The organism is Pseudomonas sp. NPDC089752, from assembly GCF_044748725.1.
Lineage (GTDB): Bacteria > Pseudomonadota > Gammaproteobacteria > Pseudomonadales > Pseudomonadaceae > Aquipseudomonas.
Genome location: NZ_JBIVGP010000001.1, coordinates 353,368 through 368,805, shown reverse-complemented (window position 1 = coordinate 368,805; position 15,438 = coordinate 353,368). Strand labels below are relative to the sequence as shown.

Annotated in this window: 16 protein-coding genes; 8 read left to right on the top strand and 8 right to left on the bottom strand. The window is 52.1% G+C overall.

The genetic code is table 11. The annotated features are described in order from the left end of the window. The first annotated feature begins 313 nt into the window (after positions 1-313). The 3 genes from ACIPZF_RS01640 to ACIPZF_RS01630 all read left to right on the top strand — a co-directional run bounded on the left by ACIPZF_RS01640 (position 314) and on the right by ACIPZF_RS01630 (position 4,573). Positions 314-3,289: an autotransporter domain-containing protein gene (locus tag ACIPZF_RS01640; RefSeq protein WP_400795009.1), complete on the top strand. Its 2,976-nt coding sequence runs from the start codon at positions 314-316 to the stop codon at positions 3,287-3,289. Positions 3,290-3,953: 664 nt separating this feature from the next. Then, positions 3,954-4,196: a hypothetical protein gene (locus ACIPZF_RS01635; RefSeq protein ID WP_400794591.1), complete on the top strand. Its 243-nt coding sequence runs from the start codon at positions 3,954-3,956 to the stop codon at positions 4,194-4,196. 101 nt (positions 4,197-4,297) lie between these two features. Then, complete coding sequence (locus ACIPZF_RS01630; protein WP_400794589.1) at positions 4,298-4,573, top strand: DUF3077 domain-containing protein; 276 nt, start codon at positions 4,298-4,300, stop codon at positions 4,571-4,573. Positions 4,574-4,743: 170 nt separating this feature from the next. Here the strand turns inward: ACIPZF_RS01630 and ACIPZF_RS01625 are convergent, their stop codons facing one another. After that, complete coding sequence (locus tag ACIPZF_RS01625; RefSeq protein WP_400794587.1) at positions 4,744-5,547, bottom strand: HNH endonuclease; 804 nt, start codon at positions 5,545-5,547, stop codon at positions 4,744-4,746. 507 nt (positions 5,548-6,054) lie between these two features. On the opposite strand from ACIPZF_RS01625, the gene ACIPZF_RS01620 reads away from it, so the two are divergent. Continuing rightward, positions 6,055-7,503, top strand: coding sequence for a tyrosine-type recombinase/integrase (locus tag ACIPZF_RS01620; protein WP_400794585.1), 1,449 nt, complete (start codon positions 6,055-6,057; stop codon positions 7,501-7,503). Between the two features lie 152 nt (positions 7,504-7,655). Beyond that, the gene (locus tag ACIPZF_RS01615) at positions 7,656-7,838 is read left to right on the top strand and encodes an AlpA family transcriptional regulator (RefSeq protein WP_108079161.1); all 183 of its coding nucleotides are present in this window, start codon (positions 7,656-7,658) and stop codon (positions 7,836-7,838) included. Between the two features lie 67 nt (positions 7,839-7,905). Here ACIPZF_RS01615 and ACIPZF_RS01610 read toward each other — a convergent pair whose 3' ends face one another. The 3 genes from ACIPZF_RS01610 to ACIPZF_RS01600 all read right to left on the bottom strand — a co-directional run bounded on the left by ACIPZF_RS01610 (position 7,906) and on the right by ACIPZF_RS01600 (position 9,604). Next, positions 7,906-8,790 carry a DUF5677 domain-containing protein gene (locus ACIPZF_RS01610; RefSeq protein WP_400794583.1) on the bottom strand — a complete coding sequence of 295 codons (885 nt, stop codon included), beginning with the start codon at positions 8,788-8,790 and terminating at the stop codon, positions 7,906-7,908. Between the two features lie 81 nt (positions 8,791-8,871). Continuing rightward, entirely contained in the window at positions 8,872-9,111 is a 240-nt protein-coding gene (locus ACIPZF_RS01605; protein WP_400794581.1) for a hypothetical protein, read from the bottom strand. Then, positions 9,104-9,604: a hypothetical protein gene (locus ACIPZF_RS01600; RefSeq protein ID WP_400794579.1), complete on the bottom strand. Its 501-nt coding sequence runs from the start codon at positions 9,602-9,604 to the stop codon at positions 9,104-9,106. The genes ACIPZF_RS01605 and ACIPZF_RS01600 overlap by 8 nt, the downstream gene beginning before the upstream one ends. Before the next feature lie 928 nt (positions 9,605-10,532). Here ACIPZF_RS01600 and ACIPZF_RS01595 point away from each other — a divergent pair. Then, a complete protein-coding gene (locus tag ACIPZF_RS01595; RefSeq protein ID WP_400794577.1) occupies positions 10,533-10,895 on the top strand; it encodes a hypothetical protein in 363 nt (120 codons plus the stop codon). Continuing rightward, on the top strand, positions 10,892-12,169 hold the full coding sequence (locus ACIPZF_RS01590) for a relaxase/mobilization nuclease domain-containing protein (RefSeq protein ID WP_400794576.1): 1,278 nt from the start codon (positions 10,892-10,894) through the stop codon (positions 12,167-12,169). Before ACIPZF_RS01595 ends, ACIPZF_RS01590 begins: the two co-directional genes overlap by 4 nt. Here ACIPZF_RS01590 and ACIPZF_RS01585 read toward each other — a convergent pair. The 4 genes from ACIPZF_RS01585 to ACIPZF_RS01570 form a co-directional block, all read right to left on the bottom strand. Continuing rightward, positions 12,158-12,616 (bottom strand): hypothetical protein, encoded by a 459-nt coding sequence (locus tag ACIPZF_RS01585; RefSeq protein WP_400794574.1) that lies wholly within the window; start codon positions 12,614-12,616, stop codon positions 12,158-12,160. The two genes, ACIPZF_RS01590 and ACIPZF_RS01585, sit on opposite strands and share 12 nt — an antisense overlap. Before the next feature lie 201 nt (positions 12,617-12,817). Next, positions 12,818-13,411, bottom strand: coding sequence for a hypothetical protein (locus tag ACIPZF_RS01580; RefSeq protein ID WP_400794572.1), 594 nt, complete (start codon positions 13,409-13,411; stop codon positions 12,818-12,820). 18 nt (positions 13,412-13,429) lie between these two features. Next, a complete protein-coding gene (locus ACIPZF_RS01575; protein WP_400794570.1) occupies positions 13,430-13,891 on the bottom strand; it encodes a hypothetical protein in 462 nt (153 codons plus the stop codon). A gap of 32 nt (positions 13,892-13,923) precedes the next feature. Then, on the bottom strand, positions 13,924-14,829 hold the full coding sequence (locus ACIPZF_RS01570; protein ID WP_400794568.1) for a hypothetical protein: 906 nt from the start codon (positions 14,827-14,829) through the stop codon (positions 13,924-13,926). 210 nt (positions 14,830-15,039) lie between these two features. On the opposite strand from ACIPZF_RS01570, the gene ACIPZF_RS01565 reads away from it, so the two are divergent. Then, the gene (locus ACIPZF_RS01565) at positions 15,040-15,285 is read left to right on the top strand and encodes a helix-turn-helix domain-containing protein (RefSeq protein ID WP_400795007.1); all 246 of its coding nucleotides are present in this window, start codon (positions 15,040-15,042) and stop codon (positions 15,283-15,285) included. Positions 15,286-15,438 lie beyond the last annotated feature (153 nt).

The window sequence follows — 15,438 nt, the reverse complement described above, 5'->3', positions numbered from 1 at the left end:
GCCAGCTATCTGCCCCTGATAAAGTGAGGCTTCCCAGGCGCCGCAGTTCGCGTCCCAGTCCAATCTGTGCACTGCGTCACGTACCGCACCCCGCTAGCACATGCGTACTATTTTCGCCGTGCTGCGCCCTCCCGATACTTCCAGCCTTTACCCGTCGCACCTATGGAACGCCAAGCCCGTGCGGGCTGGCCGCCACTTTCGCGTGGCATCTAATGGAATATCTGGAGTCGCCATGAAGCCCTTTTTCAGACTGTCCCCGCTCACATTCGCGATTACGCTCGCCATGCTGCCGAACTCACACGCAGCGGACTACATCCTCAACAGCGGCCAAGATACCTTCAGCAGTGACCGCGTGATCGATGGCGCAGTGGTGCTGCGCCCCGGCAACGGCGTCCCCGCCAGCCTGACCCTCAACAACGGCGCCGAGGTCATCAGCAATGGCGGGCGCATCGGTGGTGCACTCAGCAACAACGAAGCCAGCACGGCCATGGCGACTGTCGTGGTCCAAGGCGCAGGCACCCGTTGGGTCGTGCCACGCACCAATGCCGTACTGGGTAATACCATCGTCATCGGCGGCTCCGGCCAGGGTACGCTCAACGTCCTGGACGGCGGGCAAGTGTCGGTGCGCGACCTGCAGCTCAGCGACAACGGCAACGCTGGCAATGGCTTCTCCCGGGCGAACCTGCTGGTCAGCGGCCAAGGCTCGAAGGTGGATGCTGTCGAAGTGACCTCGGGCGGTGTGTTCCTCTACGACTCGCGCATCATCTTGCGCGAAGGCGGGCAGCTGGCCAGCGAACGAGTGGCCATCAACTCGATCAGCGAGCTGTCCGGCGCGAACACGCGCTGGGACAACACTGGCACCTTCAGAAACCGCAACGACCTGAGCCTGAGCGATGGCGCGGTGCTGAGCAGCGACTCGATGACACTGGGCTCAGTCAACCTCGGTCGCAACACTGTGGTCAGCGTGTCCGGCGAAGGCACGCGTCTGGCTACGCGCACAATGACCCTGGGCACCACCACCAACAGCACCAACCTCGTGCTCTCCAACGGCGCCGAGCTGAGCAGCACCGACGGCATCGACATCAGCGAGCTGACCAGCATCAACTCCGCCGCACGCGGCACTCTCAGCATCGGTGGCGGCGTGGTGCGGGACGACAGCCGCACCGACATCGACGCCCTCACCGCCACCGCCGCACAGGCCGCCGGCCGACTCGATCCGCAAACGGCAATCCGCTTCGGTGCCGGCAGCGGCGCGTTGGCGTTCAACCATACCGACAGCGACCTGCAAGTGAGCAACAGCATCAGCGGTGCGGGCCGTGTGTACGCTTTCAGCGGCAACACCACCCTCAGTGGCGACCTCAGCGGCATGTCCGGCAGCACCGTGGTGCGTGGCGGGCGCCTGGTGCTGGCCGGCGATGTCGACCAGAGCAATCCACGCGGCATTTCGCTGCTGAGCGTCGGCAATGGCACGCTGGTGGTCAACGGCACCGTCGGCCACATCGATACTTTGGGCAACTACAGCAACCGCGCCCAGGTCCTGGACGGCGGTGTGCTGGCCGGCAGCGGCCAAGTCGGCACCACCCAGGTCGCCTCGGGCGGCACCCTCTCCCCAGGTGAGGGCGCGCTGGGGGCCTTGTCGATCAGAGGCGACCTGGACATGGCCGCTGGCTCGCGTTACGCCGCCGACATCGCTGGCAATGGCGGCGCCGACCGCGTCAACGTCAGCGGCACCGCGACCTTGCGCGGCACACGGGTCGATGTCACTGCCCTGAACGACGCGCAGAGCTACCAGACCGGGCAAACCTACACCCTGCTGGCCGCTCAGGGCGGCGTAGTGGACGGCGCTACCGCCGGCACCGCCTACGCCCAGGCGTTCACCAATTCGGCGTTCCTCGACGTCAGTCTGCAGCGCACCGCCAATGAACTGAACCTGACCGTCGCGCAGAAGCCCACCACGCCAGAGCCGCCCGTCGAGCCACCGGTAGAACCGCCGGTAACGCCGCCTGTAGAACCCCCGGTACAGCCACCGGTTCAGCCACCGGTTCAGCCACCTGTAGAGCCGCCAGTGCAGCCACCGGTCGAGCCGCCTGTCGAACCACCCGTACAGCCCCCGGTTCAGCCTCCGGTCCAGCCGCCAGAAACAGGCGGGCCAGCTACACCCGGCATCTTCCAGACCGTGGCGCTCACCGAAAACCAGTGGAACACCGCCGGCGCACTGAGCGAACTGCAGCAGAGCGGCGACCCACTGCGTCTGTACAACAACCTGCTGGTGCTCGATGCCGACAGCGCGCGCAATGCCATCGACCAGCTCTCCGGCGACTACCACGGCAGCACCGGCACTGCGCTGATCGCCAACAGCCAGGTGGTTTCCGGCGTGCTGGGCACCCGCCTGCGCAGCCTGCTCGACAGCAACACCGTGCGCATGCCGCTCGGTGCGTCGAGCTTCATGCCAACCACTCCTGAAGCGCAGGGTGGCGCCTGGGCGCAAACCTTCGGCAACTGGTCACGGCTGGACGGCAATAATGGAGCCGGCGGCCTGCACCAGAGGACCGGCGGCGTGCTGATTGGCGCGGACGGCAGCATCACCCAGGACTGGCGCGCCGGCGTGTACGGCGGCTACAGCCGCAGCAAGTTCGATGCCGATGATCGTGATGCCGAAGGCCACAGCGACAACTACCACCTGGGCCTGTACACCGCTGCCCAACTCGACGCCCTGCGCTTGAGCGCTGACGTCGGCTACACCTGGCACAAGCTGGACAGCGAACGCAACGTGGCTTTTGCGGGGTTCAACGACCACCTGAAGGGCAAGCGCGACGCCAACACGCTGCAGGCCAGTGGTGAAGCGGCTTATCGTATCGGCCTGGGCACCGTGGCGCTGGAGCCGTTCGTGGGGGTGTCGTATGTGAAGTACGACGCCGACAGCTTCCATGAAAAAGGCGGTGCGGCGGCGCTGGATGTGTCCAGTGAGAAGCAGAACACCTGGTTCTCAACGGTGGGCATGCGCGCGTCAACTCACACCCGCGTGGCCAATCACGACACCCAGGTATACGGCTCGCTGGGGTGGCGCCGTGCGTATGGTGATCTGGACCCGCGCAGTACTCAGGCCTTTGCCGGCGGCCCGGACTTTGCGGTGCAGGGGATTGCCCAGACGCGGAATGTGGCGATTACTGAAGTGGGGGCGAATGTGCAGCTGAATCGCCAGACTGATGTGGGGGTTTCGTATCAGGGGCAGTTTGGGTCCGATGCGCGGTTCCACTCGGTGAATGCGGGGATTACGGTTCGGTTCTGAGGTGCGGTGGTGGGCTTGCACAAGCCACCGCCAGATTGCTCGGGTCTGATGCTGGATTACGGCAGAAGGCTCGAGCGCTTCATCGGCCCCTTCTGCCAAAAGTACAGATGCGGTTGCCCAGAACAGAGAATGGCCCTACGGGCACGCATCGGTTCCCAAGCACGCACAGACGAGTCGCTGCAACTGCCTTGCCCCAAATCTAGGGCCGGACCTAAACCTCCTGTGGGAGCGGCTTTAGCCGCGATCACCGGCGAAGCCGGTGCCATGCGATGCTAATCACCCACATAATGACTCCACTGATGGGTGATTATGTTCAAGTCCCTTATCAGCGCTCAGACGTTACATGTTGTTACGCTCAACGCCGAAAAATACCGGATTTAACCCCTTCCCTGTAGGACACTTCCCAAAGATACTCGCCTCGCCTGTTTTTCGTTGCACACGCGAAACGTGAGTCCTAGTCTCGGCCAGTCGCTGCCAATTCAGCGACCGACCTTGACGGGCCGTCGATTGTTGTTCGTGTGCATACGCTTATGGCGGCTGTACGTGCGGGCACATTGTGTGCGCCGAGTGCCAACAATCTCGGTCCGTCAACCTACGTACAGCTGCCACCCTTCTTGCTTGACGGCTAATCGGTGTGCAGCTCAACCATTGTTGGAGCGTGAGCATGCTGAAGATAGTTCCCGATCCCCCGCACAACCATCACTCCCTTGAAGAGACACTCATGATGGCGGCCGACTACGCACTCTGTGCCGAAGCCGTCGCCCAGCAAGCCGTACTGCTGCAACCCAGGTCACCGATATCGTTGTTGATGATGGCCTCAATGCACGAGCTTGAAAGTCTGCGGCAACTGCTTGAATCAGCATTGACCCAGGTGCAAACACCGCCGGATCCGAAAACGGCGCACTAAGCCACCTCAAGCAAGCCCCGCACTGACACCCTCCGTGATAGCGCTCTACCAAGGAGCACTAGCCGCAAGTGCGGGCATCTGAACTTTCAGGGAGATTACCGATGCCAACAGACAGCGAAGTCGAACCATCCACACCAGGTACAACCACGTTTTACCAAGGCGAAAACCAGACCCATCCCTTATTCCGCATCGAAGCGGGCATCCCGTGCCAGAGCGCCCGGGAACAGGCATCAGAGCTGATGGGCTATGCTCGCGACCTCAGCATCGACGGCCTGATGGAAGATAAACCGCAGTTGCTTTGGGCGTCACACTATCTCTGTGCTCTGGCCAAAGCACTGCTGGATGATGCTGAACTGGGCATGATGAAGAAAACTTGAGATGAGCTGGTCACACAAGACCGCCGCGCGTTTTTAAGCGGCCTTGTATCGCGAAAGGGCCGCCAAGCGGCCCCGACATTTTCAGCATCAAACACTTCAGGAGACTCACCTAAGTCTGTGAGAACATTGCTCTGAAATACCAGCCACAAAGGCACGCACTCAGCAGCCAACTAGCTTTCGAACACCCACCGCACGCGCAACATACCTTTCAGTTCCTCGACACTTAACGTCATATCCTTCTTGCGATGCACCATCGCGTGGCAGTTTGCGCACAAGGTCACGAGATCAGTCGCGGGGTTCACAGCCTTTTCGCCCCCAAAGTTTGAAATCGGCACCACATGGTGGACATGGATGAAGCCCTTCGCGTGCTCGCCGTAAGCCTGCTCGAAATCAAACCCACAAGCTTTGCAGTCAAGCCCATGGATGGCGATAGCCTGCATCCTCAGATCTTTACGGCGCTCGTAGCGGGTTCCAAAGTAGCTCGACTTGCTGCCTTCGTTCGCCGATTCAAAGGTCAACGGATCGTCTTCCGACTTCGGTTTTTGCTGCCCAGTCTGCGGGGGCATTAGCTTCGCGTGGCTTAAGATTGCATCATAATCAGCTTGGGAGATGGGCCTAACGCCGTTACGCCAATAGTTTTTCACTCGGGTTGCGGGGACCGTTTCTAGGTACAACCCGTCGATTTTCGAAGGCACTGCTTCTTCAAACGGAGTGAAGTTTTCGATCAAAGCAAATAGATCGCCCTTCGTGCTATTCCGGTCTGCATGTATCTCGCCGATGCGCGCTTTGCCAAAGTAATGAGGATCGGCGCTGAGGCGAAGGGATACAAAACCTTTGTCTTTGATACGCCCCTTGTAATAAATGACTTCCGTTCCTTCAACGAGCCAAGTGCTGTAGCGCTTCGGGAAGTGATAGACAGCACCTGTCTGATCTTCCCACTGCGATGTGTCATTTTCGACAATGACGACAGGCATTTCCATTTCCTCCTATTGATGGCAACAGCCTATCAAAGAAGAAGAAATTTCCTACAGTTAAGTGATAATCGTTGAGTGCTCAATTTACTTGCAATAACGCCTCGGGTCAGCGTCGAACCTTACGAAGCAGTATCAAATTTGCCCATTGCTCACAGACCAAACAACACCGATGGTCAGACATCGACGACTTGAATTTAGAAACCCCAGAAACAAAAAAGCCACCCGAAGGTGGCTTAGTCGTTTCAAATAATGGTCGGGACGGAGTGATTCGAACACTCGACCCCTTGCACCCCATGCAGGTGGTAGAGTCATTCAGCACTGCTCATTATTGCCCATCAAGCCCAGACGCCAAGCGGCTTAAAGCCATATTTGGCAGGGGTTACAGGATTTTCTTGTTTCACTATAATCATACTGTTTCATGACATCTACCGGACCCTATACGGACCCTATGGCTTGGAGATAGGGTCTGAGCAGACTAGACTTGCTGCCTGAACCACGGAGACAGTAATGGCTAGAGAGAAAATTCCAGAGCACACCGAACGTGCTGCAACATTTTGCAGAAACGCTAAGCCAGAAGAAAAGCAGTATGAGCTGATCGATTCGAAAATTCCTGGTTTGCAGCTTCGAGTCAACCCCAGTGGCAAGAAGGCCTGGGCGTTGAGGTACAGCGTAGGCTCCGGTGAGAACCTTGTGAAAAACCGCCTCCCCCTCGGGCTCTTCCCGGAAGTGACAGTGACCGAAGCGAGGAAAGCTGCTCAGCAGGCAAAATCCGACATCGCCCGTGGAGGCGATCCGGTGGGCGAACGCAAGGCCGAAGCGGAGCGAAAAATCGAAGAAGAAAAGACCAGGGTGCGAGAGGAAGCTTCCAAGATCACTGTGGCTAAGTATTTTGAGACTTGGATGTCATCTGAAAAGCCAAGCAACCGAAAGGACGAGGGAGCTGATCTCCGCCGCCGCTTCGGAGATGACGTGCTTCCTCTCATTGGTCATCTAGAAATGAAAGCTGTTCGACGCCAGCACATTCTGGCTGTAACCGATGCTGTGCTGGCCAGGAAAACTGAGCTGCATGACATGAAGCGCACAGCAAATGTCGTACTCGCTGAACTCAAGCAGTTTTTCAAGTTCGCAGAAGCGCGAGAAGTCATCGAGTTTAACCCCACTGCACATGTGGAAAAGTCAGAAGCTGGCGGGACTACTGAGTCTAGAAAACGCACACTGGATGCGTACGAGATCCGAAGGCTTTATAAGATGCTTCATGCATGCAGTCTGAACAGGCCTGCTCAGCTGTCATACTTGATTATGCTCTCTACTCTGTGCCGAGTTGGAGAATTCACGATGGCCGATTGGGCTGAAGTCAATTTTGAAAAGCGGGAGTGGAACGTACCTGGTAGCCACACCAAAAATGGCAAGCCGATCAAGATCAATCTTTCTCTTTTTGCCCTTAGGCTGTTCGAAGAGCTTCATACCTTCACTGGTCATACGCCCTGGGTGATGCCAAATCTGAGGGAGACCGGTCATCTCGACCTTAAAGCACTCACGAAGCACGCTCACGACCGCCAGCGCCCAGAGGGGGCCGAACCACTTAAGGGTCGTACCGTTGAAACTCGTTCTTTAGCATCGGGCTCTGAGTCGTGGACACCGCACGATCTGCGCCGCTCTGGTGCAACGCTCATGCAGCAGCTTGAGTTCATTCCAGAGGTCTCAGAGAGATGCCTCAATCACACCGAAGACGACAAGGTAAAAGCTGCGTATCACCGACATTCGTACCAGAAAGAAATGAAGCGGGCCTGGTACGCCCTTGGGGAGGCCCTGGATGTGATTACTGGCACCAATGGTCAGGCCTTCCTCAAAGACTTTGCGGAAGACGAAGCAGCTGACCCCGACGATCAGGTGGGCATGCTAGAGCTTGTGAAAAAGCACTATAAAAAAACCGACGAACGGTCGAAACCATCGTAATCATTGGCCTCCAGCCCGACAATCACATTGACACCCCTGTTTTTGCATGGTGAAACGCAAAAAACAGGGGTTGACAATCAAGCAACCTCTTGACCGTGAACGGAGAGATTCATATAATTTCCGGTATATTATATGTCACGGGGAGGACAGCTATGGGTACAGCAGCACAAGAGCGTTTTTTGAGATTTGGTGCAGTAGCAGACATGATCGGCCTGAGCCGCAGTACGATTTGGCGAATGGAGCAAGAGGGTCGGTTCCCTAAGCGCGTCCAGCTTGGCGCCAAAAGCGTCGCCTGGCGGCTCAGCGATCTGAATTCATGGATGGCTGCGCGGTAGAGAATCGAGGAGGTCGTATGGCCACTAGATTATGAAAGGCACCTTATTGGTGCCTTTACTCTTTTGCTCAGTTTTTACCTTGACCAGACATGAGATTATTTCCCATGTTCCTGAGGTCAATGATCAATGCCACTTCTCTCTTTTCGAGGATGTCAAAATCTAATCCAAAGGCGTTTAGAGTGGTAAGACTAACCAAGGCAGAAAGCTTATACAAATGGGATAATGCACCGATCATATTGTAGTCATGTTGAGCCTCAAGAATGAGTGCGGTATGACTCGTATGTGCATACATGCTTAACAGATGATACTCAAACACACCATACTCCCGAGGCATAGGAGTATATTGCAGCAGGTCATTCCAGCTTAGTTTTTTTTCTCGATCAATGCGCCAAGTGCCATTCCTTACCTCGTCTTTGACTTGAGGACTCAGCAACTGATAGATAGGACTAGAAGTTATATATTTGCGACACTCAGAAATCTCGGCTCGCACATGCCCTATTTGCTCATCGTAAAGCTGCTTGTAATTTGGAATATTTTTTATTCTTTCGTATGTTCTTTTATTATCTAAGGCACCAGAAAGCCGGTAGCACTGATACTTAAATTCTTTTTCCCCTGGGTCATTCTCGCTAATTGAAGTCACAATCAGGTATTGAAAGAGCAAATACAATTCATGGCATGCACGAATCTGTGTATTGATAGCCTTTATGTCAATATAAGATATTTTATCCCTAAAAACATAGCTAGTCCCCTCTGATAGCCGAAGGGTCGTGTTATACAGCTTGAAAAAAGACTTAAATAAACCGTATCGCCACTGATCAGCCAATGACATCTGAGGAACCATTTCCTCCAGTTTCATATGAATCTTAAAAAGAGCCCCATACATAACCTCAGCAACCTCATCGTTGCTAATGCTATTAATGAGGTTCTCATACTCTTCCTGAGACATTTGCATAAATATACTCACCTGGCTATCGAACGTGTTCATGCCACTTTTAATGGCCAAATGCCATGCTCATGCAAACAGAACCTGAAGTCAATCGCGTTTTTTGCCGAACCTGCACAGCTCATCAATCTCGAAGTCGTCATCGAAAAGCCGATCTTGACGGTAGCTATCGCGCAGACACAGAAAGACGTACTTGAAGCAGCTTGGGCAAAGCTTAAGGCTGCACTGCTCGCCATCGACTTCACCCTGAACCTGGCCGGCGACTACCGGAAACTCGCAGATATTGCAGCGCTCAGGCTGCCCTGCTTCTGTTGCCAAAGGCTTATCCATCTTTTTCATCCTCTCTTTTTCCAGCGCTTCCCCATCCGAGGGCTTTCTGGGAATCAGATTCTTTGATGTTCCAGCCGCTAATCGTGTTGATGTTAGGCCTGATCTTCGACCATTTCCTCCAGACTTCATAACCCAGTTGGAGGTTTTCTGGCTTCTGGCATTTTGGGTCTGACTTCACTAGCTCAGCTAAAGATTCTTCGACTGCTTGCAATGCCGCAAGGATTGCATTTTGGTTAAGAAATTCTTTCTTTGGCGCTAATTTCTCTTTGTGACGAGACTCGAATGTTATTAAATACTGCCCGAGTTTGTTAGCGGCTTCGCGGTACGGAAAGAGCATATGAACCTCGTACTGCTTCCTTTTATCTGCTAGTTCTTCATACGTAACAGTGATCAAGCGTTTCTTTTTTTGTCCGTACTCGACTTGATAAAAGCTAACGCTTTTTGCTGATTCTCGTATCCATATGCTCCCCTTCCCTCTTCTCTTACTTTCCATGTTTTCGCCTTCTTCTTTTTATTATTGGCAACATTCATTTGCTGCATGATTTTATTATAATACCAATTAAGCGCATTTATTCAAAAGTCAAGCATACGAACGAATATTTTTTACAGCCTGCGGCTAAGGAGACCAGCGGTGATGAGTAAGTGGTGTCGAGAACAAATTCAACACACTTGCCAATATGTGTAATGACTTTGTTCCGCATTTGCTGATGATTGCTGGGCTAAATGGCGTTTTCGTCAGACGTTCTTTGGCCTGGTGACTACGCCCTCAGGGCGTAACTGAGCAGAAGTGTTGGACAGCCGTGGCCACTCACTTGGTGAAACACTTTTAATCCCGATCTTGTTGTCGATCTATAGCCTTCAGGTCCCCCTCTCCCTCCCCCCACAACGCCCCGCTGGTCGCTTTCAGCGAAGCTGGTAGAGAATCTATCACATAGCGACTTCGTGATATACCACACTAAAAACCTGAGACCCACGTGATATATCACACAAAATAAAGCACCCACACGTGATATATCACATCAAACAATTTCTTCCACGTGATACATCACGTGAGAAATAAGAATTCATGTGATATATCACACTTCTTCCATTCGCACCCGTGACATATCACGCACCCTCAACAAATTCTCGTGACATATCACACAAACGACATCATAAGCACGTGATATATCACAAATGAGAATCTGACAGAAAAAATATTTTAATATTGGCCTTGTAATTAAAATATGTTGATATTTAATGTTATAATTAATTTGTAAAGACAAAATCCAAGCCAGCAATGTTTTAAATAATTATCACTATGCCAATATTCATTGGCTTCGTTCAATCATTTAAAACGCTGGCTGCTCACACCCCTTGCGGGTGTTGCGCGATTAAATGCTAAAGCAATTTAACCCATAACAATAAAAAGAAGATTTACCATGAAAAACAAAAAAAGAGGCAAACCCGCCTTACAAGATTCAGAGAAAAGAACGAACAAGATCCTGGTAGCTCTTAATGCCGAAGAATATGCGCACCTGTTGTCGCTCATGGGCGAGAAAGGTTTCGACAGCCCAGCTATTTTCCTCCGCAGCTCCGGCTTGCGTTCCCAGCTGCCTCCTAAGGTCGTTCTGCACGCCGATAGGGTAGAAGTATACAAACTTCTGTCTTCATCCATAAAGGGACTCGACATTGCAATGGATAAAGACTTCCATCAACAGTCAATAAAGCTTGTTCGTGAGCACTTAGTGGAGATAGCAAAAGCACTTATTGATGTTGAGAATGCCAAGGGAGAGAAGCAATGATCTCTCGTAAATTTGCGAATGCGAGCGGATCTTCAAAGGTCCGCGTTGAATACGTATTTGGCAAAGGCCATGAACACAAGTGCGATCAAGTCGAGTTTGTGGGCGGCAACGTCTTCGGCTCAACGCCCGAGGATCTGATCGAAGAGCTAGACACCCCTTGCCACCTACGCAAAGCTACAACAGGCAAGGAAAGCGGCAAGTGCCACATGCACTACATGCTCAGTCTTGCGCCCGGCGAGACCTTAAATGTCCACCAATGGCGAAAAATCCTCTTAAAAACGATGACCGCTCTCGGTTACACCGAAGACCATAAATTTTTTGGTGAGCTGCATAAAAACACTGATCACCAGCACATGCACATCTGCGGAAATCGGATCAGTATGCGCGACTACATGCTGCTATCAGAAAGCAAAGACTACGAGATACTGATGAAAGTCTGTCGAGAAATCGAGCAAGAATACGGCCTACACGTTGTGCCGAGGCCACACGAAACGTTTGGTGTAAACCTTACACGAGAAGAAGTCGAAGCTTCCCAAAAGACTGGGCAAGTGGCCTGGAAGCACAAGCTCATAGCTCGCGTTGCATCAGCTCTTGAGCGCACTCAAGAACAGGGTGGCACCATGCTCGATTTCATCAAGCTACTGAACAAAGCAGAGATCGGCGTTGAGCTGACAACCAATAAATCAGGTCAACCTACAGGCATCACCTTTCAATTCGAAGCGAAGTCTATTTCTGGCCGACATCTCAAAAGATCACGCTTCACTTGGCAAAACATAATAAATAGAGAGTGTATACGTTATGAAGAATCAATGCTTCAAGAACTACAGAAAATTGTTAGAACAAGAGATGCAGAGCCAAAAGAAACACCTGGACCAAGATCAACAGGTCACCCAGGACTCTCTGTTACCCCCCTCTCAAAGCAAAAAGCAAAACAAAGAAGCGCATTTTCGATAGTCGTTCACACCGACCGACTCCGCAGAACAGCCATCAGCCGACTTCTGAAACCGAGCTACTCAAATGGCAACAAGCTGTTCTACGTCTTCAACAACAACGAAAAACTGAAGAAAAACGAAGTGCAGATGAAGATAATGACTGAAAACGCCATCCGAATGGCCGAGTCTGCTCTAAGACTCATCGAATCCATACTTTCAATTTTTCGTTGCAAAATGGAGATAGTCTATTCACTAACAGAATCTGAAGGAGTACTCTACACACTTGACGGCCAAGCCTCGAACCAAAAACAAAACCTAGAGTCCCATCCTCTAGCGCCTTGATCGCCATAAGCTCCACCAATTCTCAAACTCGTAGCCAAAACCTTCCAACAGCCGTCCAAGCTCTGTTGCAAGACGCTCATCAAATTCTAGCTTCTCATCAGTGTGCGTGAGAACTAGGTGAAGCGGCTCAACAACAGAATTGCCATAGATGTCCATTGACAGGGCTGGTTCTTCAACCCATACCTCGATCAAAGCCTTGCCTTTTGATCGCCCTCCTTCAGCCGACGCCTCCCTTTTTCTCACTAGACCGCCGGTAACGTTCCAGCGGATCAGGGAAACGACATATGCGCTGTGGTCGTAGTCAGCGAGCATCATTAGCTTATCGAGCGTCGAATCACCTGCAAGCGGCAAATCAGGTAGAAACTTCTCCAGCTCGACAGCATCAACAAAGAACTCTTCGAGCTTAGGATTACCAGAGAACTTGCGAAAATGGTCGAAGCTCTTCATACCATTAGCCAAAACGACAGGTTCAGCTGCCACCGCCCTAGTCAATAATAAAGTCGTTCGAAACACTCGATAAGCGAACTCAGTGCATCCGGAGGATGCTCTAACTGGCCAGATGCGCTTTGAGGCGCGCCGACGGCTTGAGCAACTCATATGCACTACGGCAATGACTTAGACCTGAGTTTGCTGTAGCCAAGAGGTACATTATATACAGAGCAAAGCATCCAATTGATCAAATCCATCAACGTCATACACATAGCCCACCGGCGATCGGCGGCCAACGATTCCCTGTGTCGTGACGGTGAGTTTCACTGCCTGCTGGAGCTGAGTGGCTAGCTGACTGCCCTTTGGGGCCTTTAACTCAGCGTGCTGCCAATCCAGCCCCCATGTCTCAGTAAAGGCCGCTTTGCTGTCGATTTTGAACGTCAGGTCGAACGCCTTGTTGGCCCCGTTCGTTAGCCCCAGCATATAGGGAAGCGCGTCGATCCTCATTGCACGCTCACCTGCAAAACAGTCGATGGTGAGCTTCAATCGCCCCTGGTGCGGGACGCCCAAAGTGTGGATCGCGGGCGTAGTTCCAGAGACAAATTTTCCTTTCACATTGGTACTAGGCTGCATCGCAACCTCTGGCTTCAATCGAAGCCAGCTACGGACTATAAGTCCACCACTTTTCGCCACATTCACTCGACATGTTTCTGCCCCCTTCCCGGCAAGAATGTCGCAGAAATCCGCTTTTGCAATTGCGGGTACCGATATAAGTGCGAGCAGTCCTATGTTAAAAACATTAGCCCTTTTCATGCACAATACAATCCCTTATCAAGACCTGGAGGAGTCAAGCATACTGGCCGCATATTTCATCGTATGGAAAATATTTAGAAGAAAAATATTCACAGGGGTCAGAACCAGACCAAATATCATTATGATGAGGCCTACAGATACTGGCAAAAGACACCAAAGGCCATAATAGGCAAATTGATTTGTGTGATCGTACGATGCGTTAGTTGATAAATTTTTCAGAGCATATCCTTCCAGTTGCCCCTTTCTCACCCGACCAACCACAATGATCTCATCCCCATCCTGGATGCTCACACCACCTTCATGCTTGAAAGCTACCGAAACATTTTCAATGCGGAAAATAAATTGGTCATTACTACTAATTCGGCCCGAGACATTGCCAGTAAAAGCGCCCGTCCTCACGCTACCGGAGGTATGCACGCTACTATGGATGCCCGAAGCCTTACCGACGATTCGGACCAGCCCTTTCTTGAGCTTTTCCATCTATATAATTTCCCCAAAAACCAAAGATGAAATCAAATAGCAGTTTCAAATATTACTTTTTTGCTGGAATCTATTAGCACCAACTTCTGCGGCGCTATCAAAACCCGCCTTTCTTTCACAAGACGCCCACCAACCTTGTCACGCTCTACGCTATCGACGTAGCCATACACTTCGATAACCAGTCGGCTTTTCTCGGCTTCGATTTTTCTTGCCAGTTCAGGATCTGCGACCTTCAGACGGACATTAGACCCTCCGATAAAACCGATTTTCAGCTCTGTGTTTGAGGTTCTGAAATAACACCGCTGCTGGTCAGTTCCTTTCAAATTCTGAGCCACGCGCTGCTCTTCTTTGCTGTACTCCAACTTATCGGAGAACAGACAGTGATCTACCTTGAATTCTTTTTCCTCAAAATTATATCTACTCAGCTCTAACGCAGCTTGATCACCAGGCACACTCAGAAACTTAACAAACCTGTTACCTTCGACCTTATCTGCCTCCACTTTTGTCACCGCTAAAATCTTCTCACTAAGGTCTCTTTTTTTAAAATCGTCTGAAGCATCTCCATATTGGCGGCCAAGCGCAAAGACTTCGGACGCTTCTGCCTCACCAAAAACAGACAACTTCAATAGCTCCGCAATATCCTGCCCGCTTTCATCCCACTTACGTAGATTGTTGTATAGCGCAAATGCTATAGCTGGGTTAAGAATGTCCAAATACGATCCCGGGGCACCTTCACCCGGATTCTCATACTTTGCGGATAATGTGGCATTTAAGTCATCGAAGGTTGGCTCATCATTTTTAGCACTTTTCTCTACGACCTTACTTACCGATGCAGGCTCAGTATTATTTTCATCTTTGCATCCAAGCATCACTCCCAAACCAGCAATAGTCGCTGCCGCTGCAACAACGTTTAATAGCTTTGCCATATTACTAGACATAAAACATCCCTTTAAATAAGCGAGCACATAGATGAGAGTGCACCACAGGTGTGAGGGGAGCTGAACGTTTCTTCATAGACCTAAGCGTGATTCATGACCATTGGAGAGGGGGACTAAGGCCCGCCGACAGCATCCAAGCAAGAGCATGGCACGCAAAATGGGTCGTAAATGCCGTGGTCGTAGATGCATCATACGTTGCAGATTTCGCGGATGGCAAGAATTTCAGCGGAATCGGATAAGCACGGCGACCTCGTCAAGCTCGGGATGTCCATCCGTGCGCGCAGGAAAGCCTTGGGGCTGTCTCAAGAAGCATTAGCTGATGCAGCAGAGGTGGACCGTGCGCATATGGGAAAAATCGAGCGTGGGGAGAGGAATGTGACGTTTTTGAACATCATCAGAATTGCCGGAGCCATCGGATGCAAGCCTTCAGACCTGTTGCAGGATGCCGGCCTATAACCCTAAGCAGGTCACCGATGGTGACCTCCGCCGTCTGCGCTTGAGTGCATGGAAATCTTCACCGTCCGACAAGCTGCTCTCCAGTTCCTGAGGCCAGCAGGGAGCATCACCGAAGGTCGTGGATCTGCTGGGTAACATTCCTCTTCATAGGTG